At 60.4% G+C, this 20,945-nt stretch carries 18 protein-coding genes; 2 read left to right on the forward strand and 16 right to left on the reverse strand.

The window, feature by feature from the left end:
• Positions 1-77: 77 nt before the first annotated feature.
• A complete protein-coding gene (gene smc, locus OCV66_RS05015; RefSeq protein ID WP_147573852.1) occupies positions 78-3,653 on the reverse strand; it encodes a chromosome segregation protein SMC in 3,576 nt (1,191 codons plus the stop codon).
• 151 nt (positions 3,654-3,804) lie between these two features.
• Here smc and OCV66_RS05020 point away from each other — a divergent pair, with 151 nt between their 5' ends.
• Positions 3,805-4,224: a nuclear transport factor 2 family protein gene (locus OCV66_RS05020; RefSeq protein WP_054326117.1), complete on the forward strand. Its 420-nt coding sequence runs from the start codon at positions 3,805-3,807 to the stop codon at positions 4,222-4,224.
• A 58-nt stretch (positions 4,225-4,282) separates the two neighbouring features.
• Here the strand turns inward: OCV66_RS05020 and OCV66_RS05025 are convergent, their stop codons facing one another.
• Entirely contained in the window at positions 4,283-4,609 is a 327-nt protein-coding gene (locus tag OCV66_RS05025) for a helix-turn-helix domain-containing protein (protein ID WP_054326116.1), read from the reverse strand.
• Between the two features lie 122 nt (positions 4,610-4,731).
• Here OCV66_RS05025 and OCV66_RS05030 point away from each other — a divergent pair, with 122 nt between their 5' ends.
• Positions 4,732-4,854: a hypothetical protein gene (locus tag OCV66_RS05030; RefSeq protein ID WP_262563880.1), complete on the forward strand. Its 123-nt coding sequence runs from the start codon at positions 4,732-4,734 to the stop codon at positions 4,852-4,854.
• A gap of 64 nt (positions 4,855-4,918) precedes the next feature.
• On the opposite strand, the gene rnc is transcribed toward OCV66_RS05030, so the two are convergent.
• From rnc to ftsE, 14 genes are all read right to left on the reverse strand, one after another.
• Positions 4,919-5,587: a ribonuclease III gene (rnc, locus tag OCV66_RS05035; protein ID WP_054326115.1), complete on the reverse strand. Its 669-nt coding sequence runs from the start codon at positions 5,585-5,587 to the stop codon at positions 4,919-4,921.
• Positions 5,588-5,653: 66 nt separating this feature from the next.
• Positions 5,654-6,667 (reverse strand): phosphate acyltransferase PlsX, encoded by a 1,014-nt coding sequence (plsX, locus tag OCV66_RS05040; RefSeq protein ID WP_054326114.1) that lies wholly within the window; start codon positions 6,665-6,667, stop codon positions 5,654-5,656.
• Between the two features lies 1 nt (position 6,668).
• Positions 6,669-7,973: a methylenetetrahydrofolate--tRNA-(uracil(54)-C(5))-methyltransferase (FADH(2)-oxidizing) TrmFO gene (gene trmFO / locus OCV66_RS05045; protein ID WP_107630715.1), complete on the reverse strand. Its 1,305-nt coding sequence runs from the start codon at positions 7,971-7,973 to the stop codon at positions 6,669-6,671.
• A complete protein-coding gene (topA, locus tag OCV66_RS05050) occupies positions 7,966-10,431 on the reverse strand; it encodes a type I DNA topoisomerase (RefSeq protein ID WP_082396709.1) in 2,466 nt (821 codons plus the stop codon). Before topA ends, trmFO begins: the two co-directional genes overlap by 8 nt.
• A 126-nt stretch (positions 10,432-10,557) precedes the next feature.
• A complete protein-coding gene (gene dprA / locus OCV66_RS05055) occupies positions 10,558-11,775 on the reverse strand; it encodes a DNA-processing protein DprA (RefSeq protein ID WP_107630716.1) in 1,218 nt (405 codons plus the stop codon).
• Between the two features lie 13 nt (positions 11,776-11,788).
• Positions 11,789-12,550, reverse strand: coding sequence for a TrmH family RNA methyltransferase (locus OCV66_RS05060; RefSeq protein ID WP_054326111.1), 762 nt, complete (start codon positions 12,548-12,550; stop codon positions 11,789-11,791).
• A gap of 2 nt (positions 12,551-12,552) precedes the next feature.
• Positions 12,553-13,209, reverse strand: coding sequence for a potassium channel family protein (locus tag OCV66_RS05065; protein ID WP_054326110.1), 657 nt, complete (start codon positions 13,207-13,209; stop codon positions 12,553-12,555).
• Positions 13,210-13,280: 71 nt separating this feature from the next.
• On the reverse strand, positions 13,281-14,648 hold the full coding sequence (locus OCV66_RS05070) for a TrkH family potassium uptake protein (RefSeq protein WP_243182395.1): 1,368 nt from the start codon (positions 14,646-14,648) through the stop codon (positions 13,281-13,283).
• A 72-nt stretch (positions 14,649-14,720) separates the two neighbouring features.
• Positions 14,721-16,232, reverse strand: coding sequence for a lysine--tRNA ligase (lysS, locus tag OCV66_RS05075; RefSeq protein ID WP_054326327.1), 1,512 nt, complete (start codon positions 16,230-16,232; stop codon positions 14,721-14,723).
• Positions 16,233-16,272: 40 nt separating this feature from the next.
• Entirely contained in the window at positions 16,273-16,746 is a 474-nt protein-coding gene (gene greA / locus OCV66_RS05080) for a transcription elongation factor GreA (protein ID WP_054326109.1), read from the reverse strand.
• 132 nt (positions 16,747-16,878) lie between these two features.
• Positions 16,879-18,045 (reverse strand): S41 family peptidase, encoded by a 1,167-nt coding sequence (locus OCV66_RS05085; RefSeq protein ID WP_054326108.1) that lies wholly within the window; start codon positions 18,043-18,045, stop codon positions 16,879-16,881.
• A 63-nt stretch (positions 18,046-18,108) separates the two neighbouring features.
• On the reverse strand, positions 18,109-19,287 hold the full coding sequence (locus tag OCV66_RS05090) for a murein hydrolase activator EnvC family protein (RefSeq protein WP_054326107.1): 1,179 nt from the start codon (positions 19,285-19,287) through the stop codon (positions 18,109-18,111).
• 32 nt (positions 19,288-19,319) lie between these two features.
• On the reverse strand, positions 19,320-20,204 hold the full coding sequence (gene ftsX, locus OCV66_RS05095; RefSeq protein ID WP_054326106.1) for a permease-like cell division protein FtsX: 885 nt from the start codon (positions 20,202-20,204) through the stop codon (positions 19,320-19,322).
• Positions 20,201-20,881: a cell division ATP-binding protein FtsE gene (gene ftsE / locus OCV66_RS05100; RefSeq protein WP_054326105.1), complete on the reverse strand. Its 681-nt coding sequence runs from the start codon at positions 20,879-20,881 to the stop codon at positions 20,201-20,203. Before ftsE ends, ftsX begins: the two co-directional genes overlap by 4 nt.
• Positions 20,882-20,945 lie beyond the last annotated feature (64 nt).

Genomic DNA, 20,945 nt, shown 5'->3' on the forward strand with positions numbered 1-20,945 from the left:
GGCCATACGAACCATAAAAAATTCTCCTATTTCACAAAAAGTGGATAAAGATCGTATAGTATATATCCTATCCCCTCTCATTGCAGCGTCTTGCCCAAATGCTTTTCCGCCTCCGCCAGGTTGAGCATCAGCATCTTGGAAACCCCCTGCTCCTGCATGGTGACGCCGTACAGCATATCAGCCTCTTCCATGGTGCCTCGGCGGTGCGTAATCACGATGAACTGCGTCGCGCCGGCCAGTCGACGGATATACTGCGCGAACCGCGCGACGTTCACATCGTCCAGCGCGGCCTCGATCTCGTCCAGCACGCAGAACGGAGTGGGGCGCAGCTTGAGGATCGCGAAATACAGCGCGATCGCAACGAACGCTTTTTCGCCGCCCGAAAGCAGCGTCAGCGTCTTGACCGCCTTGCCCGGCGGGGAAACCCGGATATCGATCCCGCAGTTCAGGATATCCGAGGTATCCGCAAGCTGCAGTTCCGCATGGCCGCCGCCGAATATCTCGCGGAACGTCTGCCCGAAATAAGCGTTGAGCTTGGCGAATTCCGAAGCGAAAATTTCTTTCATATTGACGGTTAGTTGTTCAATGACCTTGTAAAGCTCTTTCTGCGCTTTTTCCAGGTCGTCCTTTTGCCCGCCCATAAAAGTATACCGCTCAAGCGCCTGCCGGTATTCCTCCACCGCGTCCAGATTGACATTGCCGAGCGCGCGCATCCTACCCCGCAGGGACTGCACCTGCTCTTTCGCCGCGGGTACGTCCTCCAGCGGGCGCGCAGCCTCCCGCGCGGGCGTAGGCGTCAGCTCATAGCTTTCCCACATTTTATCCAAAATCTGCGCTTCCTCGTTTTTCAGCTGCACCGAACGGTTCTCCAACCGCGCGGATTCCCGCTCAAGGCCCAGTATTTCTTCATTTTTCCCCTGCGCCTCGCGGTCGACCTGCGCGCGTTCGCCCTCGACCCGTTCGCGCTGCTGCATCTGCGCGGCGATCTGCCCGTTCAGCTGTGTGGCCGCCGCACGGTTCTCCTCTTCCGCGTCCTGCGCGCGGGACAGCGCTTCGGTCAGGCGGGCGATTTCCTCCTCAAAGCCGGCGATGGTTTCCGCGGAGCCCGAAACCCCTGCGTCCAACCCGGCCTTAAGCCGCTCCAAGTCAGCCAGCGCGCGCGCTTCGCTTGCGGCCTCCGAGCGGTTCTCCGCCAACTCGGTCTGCACCGACGCGGCCTGCGCCGTATGGCTGGCCGCCTGCGTGTCCAGCGCTTCCTGTGCGGCGTGGCATTGCTCCACCGCCTCCTCCGCGTCCGCGAGCGCCTGCCGCGCCTCGTCCTGCTTCTGTCCACATTGAGCAATCGTTTCCTGATATCGCTGCCTTGCCGCGGCAAGGTTATCCCGTTCGAGCACCAGCCCGTCGTACTGTGTCTGCAGGCTTTCCAGCAACGCCCCGTGCTGGGAAACCGACGCGCGCAGCCCCGCTTCCTCCTGCGCGGCGCGGGCGCGCTCCGCCTCGATCGCCTTCAGGTCGTAATCCAGCGCCGCCAGTTCTTCCTTTGCCGCATGGAACGCGCGTTCCGCCTCCTGCTTCTGTTTTTCGAGTGCCTTTGCCTGCTCCTGCGCGGCGCGCAGCCTGCTCGCGCGCGCAAGCGCGCCCGTACCGCGGGAGGCCGAGCCGCCCGTCATCGCGCCGCCGGCCTGGATCACCTGGCCGTCCAGTGTCACGATACGGAAGCGGTGGCCATACGTCCTGGCGAGCGCCAAAGCAGTATCCATATTTTCGCACACCACCGTGCGCGCAAGCAGGTTTTGTGCAATGGCTGCATAGCACTCATCAAAAACAACCAAACGATCAGCGGTTCCAAAGCAGCCTTTCTGCGCCTCCAAGCCGCTTTCCCGCAACAAATTTGGTCGGATCGTGTCAAGCGGCAGAAAGGTTGCGCGCCCGCCGTCCGTTCGCTTCAGATATTCGATGCACCGCTTGCCATCCGATGCCGTATCCACCACAATGGAGGACGCGGACGAACCAAGCGCCGTATCGATCGCGGTGACGAACTGTTCCTCCGCCGAAAGCAGCGCGGAAACCGGCCCATGCACTCCGCGCATCGCGCCGCGCTCCACCTGCTGCATGATCGCCTTGACGGAGCGCGAAAAACCTTCGTAATCGCGCCGCATATCGGACAGCATCTTCACGCGGCCCTGCGTCTCGGTCAACGCCGCCGCCGCCTTTTCCAGCGTTTCCCTCAGGGCCTCCACCTTTCTGCGGCGGCTTTCCGCTTTCAGCGCCACGCCCTGCACCTTATTTTTCGCCCCCGCAAGGGTATCCAGGCAGCCACGCATGCGCTCTTCCAGCTCGTTATGCGCGTCCTGTTCCGCTTCCAGACGCCTGCCCGCGGCTTCAATGTCGGACACGATCGTCCCGCGCCGTCCGTCCATGCCGGCTAGACCAGTTTCCGCCGCCGTGCGGTCGATCTCCAGCGCATGCAACACGTCCTGCCGCGCCGCACGCTCCTGTTCCGCGCGGTGCAGCGCGCGTTCAGCCTGCTCCCGCTGGGCGGCCTGCTCGTCTCCCTGCCGCTTCAAATCATCCAGACGCGCGGCCAGACCCTCCCGCTGGGCATCCAGCAGCTCGATACGCGCGCGCCGTTCGGCAAGCTGCGCGCCAAGCCCTGCGGCCTGCTCGGCACGCTGGGCGCTCTCCCGCTCGGCGCGGTCGATGTTATCCCGATTGTTCTGGATGTTCGCTTTGAGCACCGCCGCGCGGCTCGCCTGCTCGGCGGCGCGCTGCTCCGCCTCGCGGAGCTGCTGGCGCAGGCGGTCGGAAGCGCGGTCGATGCCGCGCATTTCCTCAGAAAGCCGTTCTGACCGTGTGTAAAGTGCTTCCTGTTCTTTTTTTTCCTCCGCAAGCTGCGCAGCGCAAGCCTCTGCGTCCTGCGCAAGCTTTGCGGTATCCCCCTTGATGCGGTCGAGCGACAGCAGCCAGAGCGAAATCTCCAGCACACGCAGCTCGTCACGCAGCAGTAAATACTGCCTTGCCTTTTCCGCCTGTTTTTCCAGCGGTCCGACCTGGCGCTCCAATTCGTCGTACAGGTCGCGGATACGGGTCAGGTTATCCTCCGTAGCGGAGAGCTTGCGCTCGGCCTCCTCCTTGCGGTAGCGAAATTTGGTGATGCCCGCAGCTTCCTCAAATATCTCGCGCCGATCCTCGCTCTTGAGCGACAGGATCTCGTCGATGCGGCCCTGCCCGATGATGGAATAACCATCCCGTCCCAGTCCGGTATCCATAAACAACTCATGGATATCGCGCAGGCGGCAGTGCTTTTTGTTCAGAAAATATTCGCTTTCCCCCGAACGGTAGTAGCGTCGGGTGACCATGATCTCGGTGAATTCTGACCGGAACACGCCCTCGGAATTATCCAGAATGAGCGAAACCTCGGCAAAGCCGACCGGTCCGCGCCTAGCCGTTCCGCCGAAAATAACGTCCTCCATCTTGGCGCCGCGCAGGGAACGTGAGGACTGCTCGCCCAGCACCCAGCGGATCGCATCCGAAATATTTGATTTCCCCGAACCGTTCGGTCCGACGATCGCCGTTACGCCGCCGAGAAAATTGATCTCGGTTTTGTCCGGAAAAGACTTAAAGCCCTGTAAAACCAGGCTCTTCAGAACCATGTAGCACCTCAAAGATATATATGGTATTATTTTACCACCGCACGGCTTTTTTTTCAATGCGCAGCGCGATAATTTACAGCTTGGCCATAAATCGCCCACACTGGACAGACGCGTTCCACCATGCTATGCTGGTAGGCAGGAGGCGAAGCACATGAATGAAAGAGAGCAAACGGTCCGCCTGTGGTTTGATATGTGGCTGCAGGCAGAAGATCGCGGCATTACGTCTATTTTTGCGCCGGACTGCATATACACTGAAAGCTGGGGGCCGGAGTATCACAGCGCGGCACAGGTCAAGCACTGGTTCGAGGAATGGAACACGCGGGGTCGGGTGCTGGTCTGGGATATCCTCCGGTTTTTCCATGCGGAAAACCATACCGCAGTCGAATGGCGCTTCAAAAACCAGATGCTGGACGGACGGGTGGAAGAATTCGACGGTTTTTCGCTCATCCGCTGGACCGCGGACGGCAAAATCGCTTCGCTCAAGGAGTTTGGCTGCAATATACACACCTATGACCCATATGCGAACGGCCCTGCGCCTCGCTTCCGGCAGGAAGGCGCGCGCTGGTTTTAACCCCATTCTGTCCAAGCAAAAAACTGATCTCGGAACAAGGCATCTGCCCTTTCCGAGATCAGTTTTGTTTCATTAAAAAAAGCTTGAGCACCTCTTCCGCCAGCCTAAGCTCGCGCGCGGAGCAGCGGTCAAGCATATCCTGCACCGCCGACGCATCCCCACGCGGCTCGCCCTCACCCAGCACGATGTACTCCATCGGCAGGTGCATAGCGCGCGACAGCTTAATCAGCGTATCCAGTGACATTTGCGACGTGCCAACCTCAAGTTGGCCGTAATAGCCCATCCCAATATCCGCCAACTCCGCCATTTTCTCCCTCGTCAGCCCCAGCTCGGTCCTGCGCTGGCGCAGGCGGTGGCCCATGTCGATCAACTGCTGTTTCTGCATTATTTTTCAGCACCTCTTTTTTGTTATTGTAAAACAGATGCCTTTATGTTAGAATATGCTATAAGATATCTTTTTATGTTATCTATTTTTCTTTGAATTGCCTCTGTGCAAGGAGATGCCCCATGAAAGACAGCAGCGCAGAAAAACCCCGGGCTGGAACCGCCGAACAGGACCTCCGCGCGCTCGCGGCGGTAATAGCGGCCGTGACCCGTCTGATCAGCGGAACGAGAAAAAAGCCGGAATAAAACCGCAAAAGCGCCCCGAGTAATCGGAGCGCTTTTATTCTCTATTCCCTTGCATCGGCGGCCGTCACGCTTCCCCCATCATTTCCAGGGCTTTTTTAGCCGCCATCTGCTCGGCCTCCTTTTTGCTCCGTCCAGTGCCGGACGCGAACACATTGGAATTGAGCAGCAGTTCCATCGTAAAGCGCTTATCGTGATCCGGTCCGGACTGACCGGCCAAGCGGTATTCCAGCGTTTCCTGCTTGTTCTTCTGCACGATCTCCTGCAGGATGGTCTTATAATCCTTGAACGCGCCACCTGCCAGCGCGAGCTCCACCTTTTTCGGGATAAAGCGCAGCACGAACGCGCGCGCGGGCTCGATACCGCCATCCAGGAAAATGGCGCCCAGCAGCGCCTCGGTCGCATCCGCCAGAATGGACGGCCGCCCGCGGCCGCCGCCCGTTTCTTCCCCATGACCCAGCCTGATCTGTTCCGGAATACCGAGTTCCCTCGCGATCTCGCACAAGGCGCCCTCGCATACGACCGCCGCGCGCAGCTTGGTCAGTTCACCCTCCGGCAGATCCGGATAATGCGTGAACAGGTAGTCCGCTGTAACGAAGCCCAGTACGGAATCGCCAAGAAACTCCAGCCGCTCGTTATGGTGGAGATGACTGCCCCTATGCTCGTTCGCATAGGAGGTATGTGTCATCGCTGTTTGGAACAGCGTTACATCCTTAAACTTATAATTCAGCTCCAATTTCTTTCACCTCGCTTTCCAAACCGTCCCCTCCGGCCGGCAAGCCGGCAGGCAGCGTACAGCCGCTCATTCGACGGTCATATATGCTATGTTTTCCGAAACCGCGTCGATCATACCCGATTTTGTATAGGCGATCGCCTGCCGAACGGCGTTCATCACCGCGATCTCATTGGAGGAGCCGTGCGCCTTGATAACCGGCTTGGCGATCCCCAGGAACGGCGCGCCGCCGACCTTGTCCTGATTGAACAGCTCGCGGAAATCGTCCATACCCTTTTTACAGGCCAAATAGCCCAGCTTGGTCGCCAAATTGCGCATGAACACGGTTTTGATCTCGCCCGCCATAAACTTGGCCACGCCCTCGATGGTCTTAAGCATCACGTTGCCCGAATACCCGTCGCACACCGCCACGTCGCACGCGCCGAGCGGCACCATGCTTCCCTCCACGTTGCCGACAAAGTTGAGCCGGCCCTCGTCGCCCGCCTTTTTGAGCAGGGTGTACGCCTCCTTACGCAGCGGATCGCCCTTGGTGTCCTCCGTGCCGTTGTTCACTAGGCCGACGCGCGGGCGGTTGACCCCACCTATCTTCTCCGCATACAGCGAGCCGAGAAACGCGAACTGCAGCAGCATCTCAGCCGTGCATTCGGTGTTCGCGCCCGCGTCGCACAGCATGACCTGGCCTCCCTTGCAGGGCATGACGGGCGCGAGCGCGCCGCGCCGGATGCCCTTGATCCGGCCGCCGAACAGGGTCGCACCCGTGAGCAGGGCTCCCGTGTTGCCCGCGGAAACAAGCGCGTCGCCCTCACCCGCTTTGAGCAGCTTGAACGCCACCGCCATCGAGGAATCCGGCTTTTTGCGCAGCACAGTCGCCGGATCGTCGTGCATATCCACCAAGTCGGAGGCAGGCATGATGGTCACGCCCTGCGTATCCTGCAGCCCCTTCTCCTTCAGGACCGCCTCGACCGTTTCCGACCGGCCGACCAGCAGCACTTCCTCGCCATATTCCCGCGCAGCCAGCGCACCGCCCCAAACGGCGGACTCCGGCGCGTTGTCGCCGCCCATTGCATCCACGATGATTTTCATGTCAAAGCTCCCCTTTCAGACTGTCGATTTTTGCAAGCGCCCGCTCGGAAATCTTCAGGTTTTTTTCCCGCTTGCCCTTGATTTTATAACCCAGCGGCTCAATGATGCCGAAATTGATGTTCATGGGCTGGAATTTTGTTACCGTATGATCCGAGATGTAGCATGCCAGCGCACCGACCGCAGTCTGCCGGTCCAGCGCAGGCATGGGCCTGCCCTGTGTTTCGCATGCGGCGGCCACCCCCGCCGCCCATCCCGAGGCAGTGGACTCGATATAGCCCTCCACGCCGGTCATCTGCCCGGCAAAGCGGATGCGCGGATCTGCCCTCAGCGCGTAGGTCGCGTCCAGCAGGCGCGGCGAATCCAGGAACGTGTTGCGGTGCATCACGCCGTAGCGCATGAATTCGGCGTTTTGGAGCGCTGGGATCATGGAGAACACGCGCTTTTGCTCGCCCCATTTGAGGTGGGTCTGGCAGCCGACCAGGTTGTACAGCGTACCCTGCGCGTTGTCGCGCCGAAGCTGAAGCACCGCATACGGATCCCTGCCCGTCCTGGGGTCGGGCAGGCCGATGGGCTTCAGGATGCCGAAGCGCAGCGTATCATACCCGCGGCGGGCGTTGACCTCGATGGGCATACAGCCCTCGAACACCTTGGAATCCTCAAACCCGTGAACCGGCGCTTCCTCGGCCGTGGTCAGTGCGTTCCAGAACGCGTCGTACTCCTCGCGGTTCAGCGGGCAGTTGATATAGTCCGCCGTACCCTTGCCGTAGCGCGAGGCCGCGTAAGCGGAATCCATGTCGATGCTCTCCGCGGTCACAATGGGCGCGGCCGCGTCGAAAAAGTGCAGGAAGTCCCCGCCCACCTTGCGGTGGATGGCCTCAAACAGCGCGTCCGAGGTCAGCGGGCCGGAGGCGACGATTACTCTGCCCTCCGGTATCTCGGTCACTTCGCCGGATATAATCGCAATGTTCGGATGGGACTTGATCTTCCCGGTCACCGCGCGGGCGAACGCCTCGCGGTCAACTGCGAGCGCGCCGCCCGCTTCCACGCGGTGCGCGTCCGCGCAGGCGAGGATCAGGCTGTCCAGCCGCCGCAGCTCCTCCTTGAGCAGGCCTGCGGCGTTGGTCAGTTCGTCTGACCGCAGCGAATTCGAGCAAACCAGCTCGGCGAAATCGTCCGCGTGATGCGCCTCCGAGCGTTTTTCTGGCTTCATCTCATGCAGGCGCACGTTAACGCCGCGCTGCGCAAGCTGCCAGGCCGCTTCGCAACCCGCCAGCCCCGCGCCGATCACCGTTACAAACTCACTCACCGGCGGCCTCCTTTGCCTTGATAGACTTACGGGCCTTTGCCTTTGCCGCTTTCTCTGCGGCTTTTTCTGCCTCGTATTTCTCCAGTGCCTTGGCGTACTGCGCCTGCTGGGCCTTGGTCAGCGCCTGCACATCCTCGTCCTTCAGCTTTTTGAAGCGGTTCGTGGTCTTGGTCATCCACGGCACCTGCTTTTTTGCCGCAGGCTTTTTCGCCGCGGCGGGCTTTTGGGCTGGCGCGGCTTTTTTCGATGTCTCTCCGCCCTCGCCCGCGGCTTCCGCCGCTGCCTTGGCCGCCGCGCGTTCGGCTGCTTTCGCGGCGCGCGCTTCGCGGCGCTGGCGGTTCTTTTCCGCCTCCTCGGGCGGCAGGCCCTCCTTAACCAGCTCGGTATAACCGCAGCCCTCGCGCAGACACACGTCCGTGACCTCCTTGGAGTCGCGGTCGGTGTGGCGGAACAGCGAGGAGTCGCAGTTCGGGCATTTGCTTCCCAGCGGCTTATCCCAGGTCATGAACTGGCACTCCGGATATTTTTCGCAACTGTAATACACATAGCCGCGCGCGGATTTCTTTTTGACCACCTTGGCCCCGCACACCGGGCAGGCCGCGCCGGTGTCCTCGGTGATGGGCTTGGTATTGGTACACTCTGGGAAGCCCGGGCAGGCCAGGAACTTGCCGAAACGGCCGGACTTGATAACCATATTGCGGCCGCACTTTTCGCAGATCACATCCGTGACCTCGTCCTTGATCTTGATGCGTTGGCCCTCCAGATCGATCTCGGCCTGCCCCAGCGCCTTTTCAAAGTCGTCATAGAAATTGTGCAGGAGCTGGATATAGTTGAGCTTTCCCGCCTCTACTTCGTCGAGCTGCTCCTCCATATTGGCGGTAAACTCATAATCCGCGACCGACTTGAACTCGTCCACCAACAGGCCGGTTACGCCCTCGCCGAGCGGCGTAGGGCGCAGCGCCTTGTTCTCCTTGGTCACATAGTCGCGGTCGAGGATGGTGGAGATAGTCGGCGCATAGGTGGACGGGCGGCCGATGCCTCGCTCCTCCATCGCACGGATGAGCGAGGCCTCGGTATAGCGTGCGGGCGGCTGGGTGAAGTGCTGCGACGGGTCGAGTTTTTCGACCGAGAGGGTATCGCCCTCCGCAAAGCGCGGCAGGGGCTTGCCCGCCTCGCCCTTCTTCTCGTCGTCCGTGCCCTCTTCGTAAACCGCGGTAAAGCCGGGGAAGGCTACCGTGTGGCCGGAGGCGCGGAACACCTGACCCTCGCACACAATATCCGCTGAAACCGTGTCCAAAATCGCGTCCGCCATCTGGCAAGCGACAAAACGCGACCAGATGAGCTTGTACAGCTTATACTGGTCGGGCGAGAGGTACTGGCGAATCTCGTCCGGCAGGAGCTTGACGTCGGACGGGCGGATGGCTTCGTGCGCATCCTGCGCGTTCCCCTTGGTCTTGAACACGCGCGGCTTGCCGGGGTAGTACTCGTCCCCATAGCGGCCGCGGATAAAGCCGGCGGCGGCAGCGGTGGCCTCGTCGGCTAAGCGCAGCGAGTCAGTACGCATATAAGTGATCAAACCGGTCAGTCCGAACTCGCCCAGTTCGATACCCTCGTACAGTTCCTGTGCGATGCTCATGGTGCGGCGCGGGGTCATGTTGAGCTTGCGGCTGGCCTCCTGCTGTAAGGTGGAAGTGATGAACGGCGGCGCGGGCGTACGCTTTTTCTTGCCGCGCTTGATCTCGCTCACAGTAAAGGGCTTGCCGGATACCGCGTCCACGACCGCCTGCGCTTCGGACTCGTTTTTCAGCTCGGCCTTGCCGGTCTGGTCGCCGTAGTAACGCGCGGTGAAGCGGCCGCCGTCCGCGGTCTGCAGCAGCGCCTCGATAGTCCAGTATTCCTCGGGTACGAACGCGCGGATCTCATTCTCGCGGTCTACCACCAGACGGGTGGCCACGCTCTGCACGCGCCCTGCGGACAGGCCGCGCTTGACCTTGCGCCACAGGAAGGGCGACAGCTCGTAGCCCACGATGCGATCCAGGATGCGGCGTGCCTGCTGGGCGTTGACCAGGTCGATGTCGATATCGCGCGGGTGCTCGATCCCATACTTGACCGCAGGCTTGGTGATCTCATTGAAGGTCACGCGCTTGGAATCCTTCTCCTTAAGCTTGAACAGCTCCTTGATATGCCAGGAAATCGCCTCGCCCTCGCGGTCCGGGTCAGTCGCAAGGTACACGAAATCGCTTTTGCGGATCTCGCTGCGGATTTCCTTGATAATTTTATCCTTTCCCTCGATCGGCACATATTCCGGCTTGAAATCGTGCTCAAAATCGACACTCATTTTCTTTTTCGGCAAATCGCGCAGATGCCCCATCGACGCCTTGACCACATAATCCGAACCGAGGTATTTGCCAATGGTCTTGGCCTTGGCTGGGGACTCCACGATGACTAATTTTGACATAAAAACCTCCAAAGCATGGTTTTGGAAAGCCGGCCGGCATCCGGTTTTCCAAGGCCGCTCGCAAGGCGGCTATTTCTGCGCGCCTGACGGCGCGTTTGATGCGATCCTTGGGCAATACGGCGGCTTTCACCTGCCGCCCATTACCAGCCTGCCCTTTTCGCGGCGCAGAACGCCGTCCACCTCCAGCATGGTGACCAGCGCCATCACGCGCGGCGCAGGCAGGCCGCAGCGTTCGATCAGCTCCTCCGGCGTTGATACACCCTGCTGCACCAGCTCCGCGATGCGGCGCTCTTCGCCGCGCAGCGTTTCCGGCAGGGCTGTCGGCGCCTGCTTCTGACCGGTCTTTGCCGGCGGCTCCTGTTTATTGCCGCCCGATCCAGCCTCCCGCCCTGGCGCCGCTGGACGCATGTCGGCCTGCCGCCGGGGCGTCTGCTCGGCACGGCGTGCCGCCGGAGGTACGCGCAGCAGTCCGTTATAGGCGCGGACCAGCGCCTGCGGGCTGCGCAGCAATGCGGCTTCGCCTTTCTCGATCAGCTCATTACACGCCTTGGACTGCGGCGCGTCCAAAGCGCCGGGTACCGCGTATACGTCGCGCCCCTGATCGAGCGCGTGCCGTGCCGTAATCAGTGCGCCCGAGCGGTAATCCGCCGCCTCCACGATCACCGACGCGACCGAAAGGCCGCTGATGATGCGGTTGCGGTCATGGTAATGCGCGCCTTTCGGCTCGGTGCCGGGCGGATATTCGCTGACGACCGCGCCGGACAACAGGATATCCCCCATCAGCCCCCTGTGTCGGGGCGGGTAACACACATCCACGCCGCCCGCCAACACAGCGACCGTCAGCCCGCCTGCGCGGAGCGCGCCGCGGTGCGCCGCTCCATCGTTTCCCAGCGCCATCCCACTGACCGTGATAAATCCTGCGCGCGCCAGCGCCGTGCCGATGCTTTCCGCAGTCTGCAAGCCATACGCGGTCGCTTCCCGCGTGCCGACCACGGCGATGCCGGGCGTAACGTCAAAATCCGGCCATCTGCCACGCACATACAGCACCATGGGCGGGTCCGCGATCGCGCGCAGCCGGTCAGGATAGGCGCTGTCGCCGGCCGTGATAATCTGGATCCCCCGTTCCGCGCATTCCCCGATGATCCGTTCCGCTTCCGCGGTGTCCTTATCGCATAATGCGTCGACCTGCGCCTTGCACAGCCCGCAGGGCGCGGTTGCCAGCATTTTCCGATCCGCGGCATACAGCGCGTCCGGCGACCCGAACGCACGCAGGGCTTCCGCAGCTGCGCGCGAACCCAGTCCTCGCCGCAAGGAAAGCCATACATAACTCAGACGTGACGGCATACTGCACGCCTCCTCATTTTGTCATTTCATAAATCACGATAGCCGCCGCCACGCCCGCATTGAGCGACTCGGCGCGGCCCGCCATCGGAATAATCACCCGTTTGTCGGACAGGTTAAGCGCGCTCTGCGAAACGCCCCTGCCCTCGCTGCCGATGATGACCGCCGCCCGTTCCAGCGGCACGGTGTCCAGCGGCATGCTGTCCGCATGCAGCGCAGTCGCATAGACTGCAAGCCCCGCTTCCCTCAGCTGCTCCACCGCATCCGCGAGCGGCAGCTGCACGCACGGCAGGCGGAACACCGCGCCCATCGTCGAGCGCACGACCTTGGGGGAAAAGGGATCGGCACAGCCCTCGCACAACACGACGGCGCCGAGCGCGAACGCTTCGGCGGTTCGTAAGATCGTGCCAAGGTTGCCCGGGTCCTGCAGCCCGTCCAGCAGCAGCACCTGCCGCTTCCCCTGTAGGTCGCGCGCCTCCCACTGCGGTTGGCGGCATGAAAACACCACGTTCTGCGGCGTTTCCACATCGCTTGCCAGCCCGAACAGGGCGTCCGCCGCGCAGTACAGCACGGCCCCCTGTTCCGCCGCATGGTCAAGCAGGGCGTCCTGCCAGCCCTCCCGCGCCAGAAGGGTTTTCACCCGCGTGCCGGAGGCCAGTGCTTCCCGAAGCATTTTCTCTCCTTCGCACAGCATTTCCCCCGTGCTCCTGCGGTACTTCTTTTCCCGTCCCAGCCGCGCCAGATGGCGGAGCGCGGCGTTCTGGCGGCTCTGAATCACGGTCAATTCATTTCCACCACCTTGTTGACATTGTCATTCGTTCCAATCACGATCAGGACATCGTCCGGCCCTATGATCTGACCGGCCGCAGGCGATACGTTCACACTGCCACCCTCGCCGTGCCGGATCGCCAGCACGTTAATCAGATACCGCGCCCGCACATTCAACTCGCCGAGCGAATGCCCGATCCAGCTTTTGGGGGTGTGTATCTCCAAAATGGAGAAATCATCCGAGACGCCGATATAGTCCACAACATTGGTGCGCGCGAGGCGCTGCGCCAGCCTCTGCCCCATTTCGATCTCGGGCAGCACCACGCGGTCCGCGCCGACGCGCTCAAGTACGCGCGCATGGATAGGCGCTATCGCCTTGGCGACGATATACTGCGCACCCAGTTCCTTGAGCATCACCGTGATCAGAATGCTGGCTTCCATATCCGCGCCCACGGCGACCACGCAGCAGTCAAAATTGCGCGCTCCCACCGAGCGCAACACCGCTTCGTCCTGTGCATCACCCTGTATGGCCTGCGTGACCTGATCCGAAATATACTGGACGTTTTCCGCGTCAATATCAAGTGCAAGCACCTCCTGCCCGAGTGCTGACAATTCCTGCGCGACCGACGCGCCAAAGCGGCCAAGCCCAATTACCAAAAAAGATTTCATCACAAAGCCCCTTATCCATCGTTATCTTCCCACCGCGCACTGCGCGGCGTCAATTCCATAAAGCCCTGGCTTTATCCCACCATCACATTGCCCTCCGGATACTGCAGCTTGGGCGGCTCCCTGTGCCGCATCAGCACACTCACACCGAGCGTAAGCACACCTACGCGTCCCAAATACATCAGCACAATCAAAATCAGGCAGGAGGGCGTGTGCAGCGACGGCGTCAGCCCCATGGTCAGGCCGACCGTACCAAACGCGGACACCGCCTCAAACAAGCACTGATGCAGCGGCGCGTCTTCGATATAGGCGATCGCACAGGCGCCGCTCAGACTGACTACCACGCCGACAATCAGCATGGTGACCGCGTTCATAATGCTACGCGGTGTAATCGTGCGCCCGAACGCCGACACCGTGATCCGCCCGCGCAGCGCGGAAGCTGCGGAAAGCAGCAGCACTGCCGCTGCGACCGTCTTAATGCCGCCCGCTGTGGAGCCCGGCGAACCGCCGATCAGCATGAGCAGGCAGGAAACCGCCTGTGCCGGCCCGCCGAGCGCGGCCTGGTCGATCGTATTATACCCCGCCGTGCGCAGCGTGACCGATTGGAACGCCGCGGCGAGCACCTTTTCCGGTCCGGAAAGCGCGCCCAGCGTCCGCGGGTTGTTCCATTCAAACAGCAGCGTCAGCCCGAAGCCCAGCAGCAGCAGCGCCGCCGTTGTCACCAGCACCAGCTTGGTATGCAGGCGGAAATGCCGGAAGCTGCGCTTATCCCAGATATCGCCCCAGACAAAAAAACCCAGGCCGCCGATCACGATCAGCGCCATAATCGTCAGGTTGACCAGCGGATCCCCCACATAATCGACCAGCGATAAAAACGGCGCGTCCGGCGTTCCCAGCAGGTCAAAGCCAGCGTTGCAGAACGCGGACACCGAATGGAAAACGCCCATCGAAATCCCTTTAAAAAAGCCGAACTGGGGAATAAAGCGGCAGGACAGAATGACAGCGCCCGCCGCCTCAAACGCAAAGGTCCCGTACAGCACGCGCCGCGTCAGCCGGACGATGCCTGCGTTGTCCGTCAGGTTCAGGCCCGCGCTCATCACCATGCGCTCGCGCAGCGTAATGGTGCGGTGCGTCAGAAACGACGCGATGGAGGCCAGCGTCATAAATCCCAGGCCGCCGATCTGGATCAGCAGCAGGATGACCGCCTGACCAAAGCTGGACCAATGCGTCGCTGTGCCGACCCGTATCAGGCCGGTCACGCAAGTGGCGGAGGTGGCCGTGAACAGTGCGTCCAAAAACGGCGTGGCCTCCCCGCTGCGAGCCGAGACCGGCAGGGCGAGCAGCACGGCCCCCGTCAGGATAATGGCAAGAAAGCCCAGCGCCATGACCGTTGTCGGTCGCATGCGGCGCATACGGCGGTTATGCAAATGCAGGCGGTTCATTCCCGAATCCCCTTTAGATACCAATATACCGAAAGCCTGAACGGTTCCGTCCAGGCTTTGCAAAGCGTTTTTTTACTCCATGCCGATGGGCTTCATCGTGGGGAACAGAAGCACGTCGCGGATGGAAGCGGAGTCGGTGAGCAGCATAACCAAGCGGTCGATGCCCATGCCCATGCCGCCCGTCGGAGGCATGCCGTATTCCAAAGCATTGACGAAATCATCATCCATCATATTGGCCTCGTCGTCGCCCGCGGCGCGCAGCGCGGCCTGGCGCTCGAAGCGCTCGCGCTGGTCGATCGGGTCGTTCAGCTCGGAGAACGCGTTGCACAGCTCCCTGCCGACGACAAAGCACTCGAAGCGCTCGGTCAGGCGCGGGTCGGCGGCCTTCCTCTTGGCCAGCGGCGAAACCTCGACTGGGTAATCCATAATAAAGGTCGGCTGGGTGAGGTTGGCTTCGACAAATTCGTCGTAGCACAGCGCAAGCAGGTCGCCCCAGCTTTCCTTGCCCTTTTCTGTCTCCACGCCCTTAGCCTTGACCGCGGCAAGGGCTTCTTCCGCGTCCATCGCCATAAAGTCCAAGCCGGCGTATTCCTTGACCGCGTCGGCCATGGTCATGCGTTTCCAGCCTTTAGCGAAATCGATCTCCGTCCCCTGATAAGTGACCTTGGTCGTACCCAGCACCTTTTCGCACACATGGACAACCATATCCTCGGTAATGTCCATCATTCCGTGGTAATCGGTAAACGCCTGATACAGTTCGATGGTGGTGAACTCCGGATTGTGCTTGGTGTCCATCCCCTCGTTGCGGAAGATGCGGCCGATCTCGTATACCTGCTCAAAGCCGCCCACAATCAGGCGCTTGAGGTGCAACTCCGTCGCGATGCGCATATACATATCGATATCGAGCGCATTATGGTGCGTGACGAACGGACGCGCCGCCGCACCGCCCGGGATGGTGTTCAGGCAGGGCGTCTCGACCTCCATAAAGCCGCGGGAGTCCATAAAATTGCGGATCTCGCGCACAATAGCCGAGCGCTTTTCAAAGGTATCGCGCACCTCCGGATTGACGATCAGGTCAACATAGCGCTGGCGGTAGCGCATATCGGTATCCTTGAGGCCGTGCCACTTTTCAGGCAGCGGCGCCAAGTTTTTGGAGAGCAGCGTCAGCTCATGCACAGCAACCGAAATCTCGCCCTTCTGGGTGCGGAACACCTCGCCCTCCACGCCGATGATATCGCCGATATCGAACTTTTTATAGCCCTTGTAGACCTCATCGCCCACGTTATCCCGCTTGATGTAGAGCTGCAGGCGGCCATACCGGTCGGACAGGTCGGAGAACGATGCCTTGCCCATGATGCGCTTGCTCATCATGCGGCCGGCAAGGCGCACGGTTTTGCCCTCCAGCTCCTCGAAACGCGCGTGGATCTCATTGGTATGATGGTCGCGTTCAAAGCGCACCTGCTGATACGGGTCCGCGTCCGCGGCCTGCAGCTCCGCCAGCTTTTCGCGGCGGATGCGCTTCAGCTCATGCAGCTCCTCTGCAGTCTGCTCGTGCTGCTCCTGTGCCTGATGCTGTTCTGCCATGTCTTTTTTCACCTTACTTTTCTATTTTGATCCTGCCGGATCACTTCTTAATATCCATGATCTGATATTTTACCATGCCGATCGGCGCTTCAACCTCGACCACTGCGCCGACCTTTTTACCCAGCATGGCCTTGCCGAACGGGGATTCATCCGATATCTTGCCCTCCATCGGGTCGGCCTCCTGCGAGCCGACAAAGTGGTATTCCTCCTCCTCGTCCAGTTCGAGGTCTTTCACCACAAAGCGGCAACCGGGCGATACCTCGTCCGCCGCGTAGGTGTCGCCGGAAACGACGACCGCCATTTTGATGATCTCTTCCAGCTCGGCGATGCGCGAATAGAGCTTGCCCTGCTCGTTCTTCGCCTCATCATACTCCGCGTTCTCCGAGAGGTCGCCAAAAGAACGCGCTTCTTTCAATTGCTCCGCCACCTCGTCGGCGCGGGTCGTTTTCAGATATTCCAGCTCTTCTTTATAAGAATCCAGACTTTCCTGTGTCAGCTTGATTTCTTTTGCCATGTTTGCAAACCCTTCTTAATCTTGATAATCGGCGCGAAGCGGCCGTACAGTACTCCTTATTATAGGTAAGGATGGGCGCGCTGTCAAGCGAGCCCGAAGATTTTTGCCTATTTTTCTCGCATCCGCACCGCTTTATGTAAGCAGTTCACAGGCTTTTTGAAGCTGCGGGTCATTTTCCGGTATCAAAAAATAGAAGTCCGCCTGCTGCGCCTCCTTCAGGCCCACCGAAACGTCCGGCGCGACCCCCACGCCGGCCAAGCTGTTGCCTTCCGGCGTATAATACTGCTCGACCGACAGATTGACAGCCGAGCCGTCGGATAGGCGGAACGTCTGCTGCGCCCGCCCCTTTCCGGTCGTGTGCGCGCCGACCAGCGGGCCGCGCCCGTATTCCTGCAACGCCGCCGCGAAAAATTCCGCCGCCGAGATCGACTGCTCATCCACCAGCACCGCGACCGGCAGGTCGGTCATCTCCGCGTCTGATGAGTATACGGTTTCATGTCCATCCTTGGTCCGTAGCGTCATGATTGTACCCTCCGGCAGCAGCGGATCGAGCATTTCGCTCATTTCCTTGACGCGGCCGCCCCCGTTGTGGCGCACATCCAGCACCAGCGCACGCGCCCCGTCCGCGATCAACTCGTCCAGCGCGTTTTGGAACTGCTCCGCCGCGCCGACATGGAAATTCTCGATGCGGATATAGCCGATCCGGTCCGCAAGCATCTCTCCCCACGCCATTTTCTGCACCACGACCGCACGGGTCATGGTTTCGTCGCGCGTCCGTCCGTCTTCGCCCGACCGCACGGTCACGGTGACCTCGGTCCCCTCCTCGCCCTGGATCGCTCCGATCACGGCATCCGCGCCATCCGCCTTGACGGTCAGTCCCTCCGCGCCAACGATCCAATCGCCTTTGCGGATGCCGACCTGCTGCGCGGGCGACGCATCATATACCAGGCTGATGCGGATGCCCTGCCCCGACGTCACCACGGACACGCCGATGCCGCAGCCCTTGCCCTCCGTATTCATCTGGTAGCTTTCATACTGGTCGGCCGGAATGTAGCCCGACCACTGATCACCCAGGCCGGTGATGTAGCCCACCGCCGCATAGTCCGCGACTGTCTCCGCGTCAAACGCGCCGACATAGTGCTCAGCGGCGATCGCGTCGATCTCGCGCAGCTTGTTCTGCACCGCCTGCGTACGCCAGCCGAACGCCGCATAGCAGCACGCGATACCCGCGGCGCAAGCCATCAGGCAGAGCGCCAGCGCCGTTCCCAATGTGATCTGTGTTTCCCGCAGTTTTTTCATATTCCGCAGCTTCCCTCCAAAAAAGGGAGAGGACGCGCCGCCCTCTCCCCTTATGTATGACTGTTAAAAGTAGCTCTTCGGGTCGACGGTAGAACCGTTGACATAAACCTCAAAATGCAGGTGCGGACCGGTCGAGTTACCGGTCGAACCGACATAGCCGATCACCTGGCCCTGTGTGACCACATCGCCCACCGACACCGCGAACGAGCTCTGGTGTCCATAGGCGGTCATCAGTCCGCCGCCGTGGTCGATAACCGTATAGTTACCGTAACCGGAAACCCAGCCCGCGGTGACGACCGTGCCGGACGCCGCGGCCAGGATCTGTGCGCCGTAGCCCGCGGGGATATCCTCGCCCGCGTGGAACTTGACCGTTCCATAGATCGGATGGACACGGTAGCCGTAAGCGGAATTGGTCGTGGTGCAGCTCGGGGTCGGCCAGATCAGCGTGCCGTCGCCCATCGGAACCGAGCCGTTTGCAGCGGACTGGCGGGACAACTCGGCGATCTGATTGCTGACATCCTGCATCTCGCTTGCAATGCGGTCGTATTCCTCTTCGCTCTCTGCCTTGTAGGCCTCCAGGCTCTCCTGCAGGGCGGCCTGTTCGGCTTCGCTCGCCGCCAACTCGTCCACCTTATAGCTCAGGTTCTTCTGGTATTCCTTCTGAGAATCCTGCGTATTCTGCAGGTCGTCACGCTTCTGCTCGATATCCTCCTTCGCCGCCGTATACTCCGCGACCACCTTTTTATTGTAGTCCATCACGTCGGTGATCATTTCAATGCGCGTGAGCATATCGGAAAAGCTGGAGGAATTGAGCAGCACCTCCAGATAGCTCGTGTCGCCCAGCTCATAGGTCGTGCGCACGCTCTTGGCAAACTGCGCTTCCTTTTCGGAAAGCGCATCCTCCGCCACTTCCAGCTCTGAGGTCTTGACATCGATCTGCTCCTGCAGGCGGTCGATATACGCCTCCACGGTGGTGATCTCTTCCTTTGTCAAGTCGATCTCGCTCTGCAGCGCGTCCCGCGTAGCCTGCACATCGTTCGCCTCGCGGGTCAGTTCGGCGATCCGCTCTTTCACCGCCGCCTTTTCATCCTCCAAGGTCGACAGCTTATCCCGAAGAGAATCCGCATCCTCCGCCGCGGCTGCGAACGTCAGGCTGGAGGCCAGCATGGAAACCAGCATCGCAACCACCAGGATACCGGCGATTACGCATGAAATGATCCGCACGGTCCTTTTCTTCATCATAATGTTTCTGCTCCTTTGCTGTTTACCAGGGGTTACACATTCATAAACTTGCGGATGCTCGTTACCGAGCCACCGATGCCGAACAGCACGCCCGCGCCAAGATATATCCCCAGCACCAGCATGCGGACGCTGTCAAACGCAGCAACCTGGAAATAGGGGATCACATCACCGACGACCCGCGCCATTTCGTTATACAGGCCCCACTCGGCGAAAAACGCCAGCCCGCCGGACAGCAGGCCGAGTACCATGCCCTCAATCACGAACGGCCAGCGGATAAACCAGTTTGTCGCGCCCACCATTTTCTGGATGGATATTTCCTCCCTGCGCGCGAACATGGCCAGCTTGACCGTATTGGCGATAATGAAAATAGAGATCAGCGTCAGCGCCACGACCATGGCCAGCGAAATGATATTGAACACCCGCTGCACCTGGATCAGCTTGGAGATAACCTCCTCATCTGCACGGATGCGGTCGGTCCCCTCGACCTGCTGGATCTCCTCGATGGTCTGCTCCGCCTGCGTCGGATCTTTCAGGGTAAAGATATAGCTGTTGCGCAGCGGATTGTTGCTGGAATCAAAGTCCGCCAGGATATCGGCATCCTCGCCAAGCTGCTGGCGGTAGATTTCCAGCGCCTCATCGCGGTCCTCAAAATCGACCGTCGCAATATTGTCGATCCGCTCGAATTCCGTGGCGAGCGCCCTCGCTTCGCGCGTGGTCAGGCTATCGTCGATGAATACCACGATCTCATTCGACTGCTGCAGGTCAATAATGCTCAGGTTAATATTATATGCGATCAGCGTGACGGTTCCTGTCAAAAGCAGACAGGCGATCATGATGATCACGGCCGCGATCGACATAAACCCGTGCTTGAAAATATTGCGGAAGCCTTCCTTCCAGTAGTAACCAAAACTTCTCATAACTGATAGTACCCACCTGTCTGGTCGCTGATGACCTCGCCCTTATCAATGACGACGACACGCTTTTCAAATTCATCCACCAAGCCCTTCTCATGGGTGACAATCAGGACGGTGGTTCCCAATTCGTTGATTTTTTCAAACAGCGTCATCAGCTCGAGCGAACGCGCCGGATCGAGGTTGCCGGTCGGCTCGTCCGCAATAATCAGCCGCGGGTTATTGACAAGCGCGCGCGCGATCGCGACGCGCTGCTGCTCGCCGCCCGAAAGGTTCAGGGGTTTTTCATGCGCTTTTTCCGACAAACCAACCAGATCAAGCACATACGGCACGCGTTCCTTGATTGCTTTCCCTTTTGCGCCGATTGTGCGCATGGCGAACGCGACGTTCTCATACACCGTTTTGCTGTTAATCAGCCGGAAATCCTGGAACACCACGCCGAGCGTGCGGCGCAGGTATGGGATCTGGCGTTTTTTCATTTCACCGATATTGTAGTTATTGACCAGCACCCGCCCCTCGGTCGGCCGCACCTCCGCGGTCAGGAGCTTGATCATCGTCGTTTTGCCGGAACCGGACGCGCCGACCAAAAAGACGAATTCGCCCTCGTCGATGCGCAGGTTTGCTTTGTTCACCGCACGGGTGCCGTTATCGTACACCATGGTGACATCGTTCATCCGTATCACTGGCAGTCCTCCCCGGAGCCTTGCATTTGCAAAAAAAGACAAAGGTGCATGCGCTTCATACACC

The sequence above is a fragment of the Agathobaculum ammoniilyticum genome (genome assembly GCF_025567315.1).
GTDB lineage: Bacteria > Bacillota > Clostridia > Oscillospirales > Butyricicoccaceae > Agathobaculum > Agathobaculum ammoniilyticum.

Coding starts and splice junctions, on each gene's coding strand:
- dprA (WP_107630716.1), bottom strand. CDS start 11,775: ATGCCGTCACGTCTGAGTTATGTATGGCTTTCCTTGCGGCGAGGACTG.
- lysS (WP_054326327.1), bottom strand. CDS start 16,232: ATGGCAGAACAGCATCAGGCACAGGAGCAGCACGAGCAGACTGCAGAG.
- OCV66_RS05025 (WP_054326116.1), bottom strand. CDS start 4,609: ATGCAGAAACAGCAGTTGATCGACATGGGCCACCGCCTGCGCCAGCGC.
- smc (WP_147573852.1), bottom strand. CDS start 3,653: ATGGTTCTGAAGAGCCTGGTTTTACAGGGCTTTAAGTCTTTTCCGGAC.
- OCV66_RS05070 (WP_243182395.1), bottom strand. CDS start 14,648: ATGAACCGCCTGCATTTGCATAACCGCCGTATGCGCCGCATGCGACCG.
- plsX (WP_054326114.1), bottom strand. CDS start 6,667: ATGAAAATCATCGTGGATGCAATGGGCGGCGACAACGCGCCGGAGTCC.
- topA (WP_082396709.1), bottom strand. CDS start 10,431: ATGTCAAAATTAGTCATCGTGGAGTCCCCAGCCAAGGCCAAGACCATT.
- greA (WP_054326109.1), bottom strand. CDS start 16,746: ATGGCAAAAGAAATCAAGCTGACACAGGAAAGTCTGGATTCTTATAAA.
- OCV66_RS05090 (WP_054326107.1), bottom strand. CDS start 19,287: ATGATGAAGAAAAGGACCGTGCGGATCATTTCATGCGTAATCGCCGGT.
- OCV66_RS05020 (WP_054326117.1), top strand. CDS start 3,805: ATGAATGAAAGAGAGCAAACGGTCCGCCTGTGGTTTGATATGTGGCTG.
- OCV66_RS05065 (WP_054326110.1), bottom strand. CDS start 13,209: ATGAAATCTTTTTTGGTAATTGGGCTTGGCCGCTTTGGCGCGTCGGTC.
- OCV66_RS05085 (WP_054326108.1), bottom strand. CDS start 18,045: ATGAAAAAACTGCGGGAAACACAGATCACATTGGGAACGGCGCTGGCG.
- OCV66_RS05030 (WP_262563880.1), top strand. CDS start 4,732: ATGAAAGACAGCAGCGCAGAAAAACCCCGGGCTGGAACCGCCGAACAG.
- ftsX (WP_054326106.1), bottom strand. CDS start 20,204: ATGAGAAGTTTTGGTTACTACTGGAAGGAAGGCTTCCGCAATATTTTC.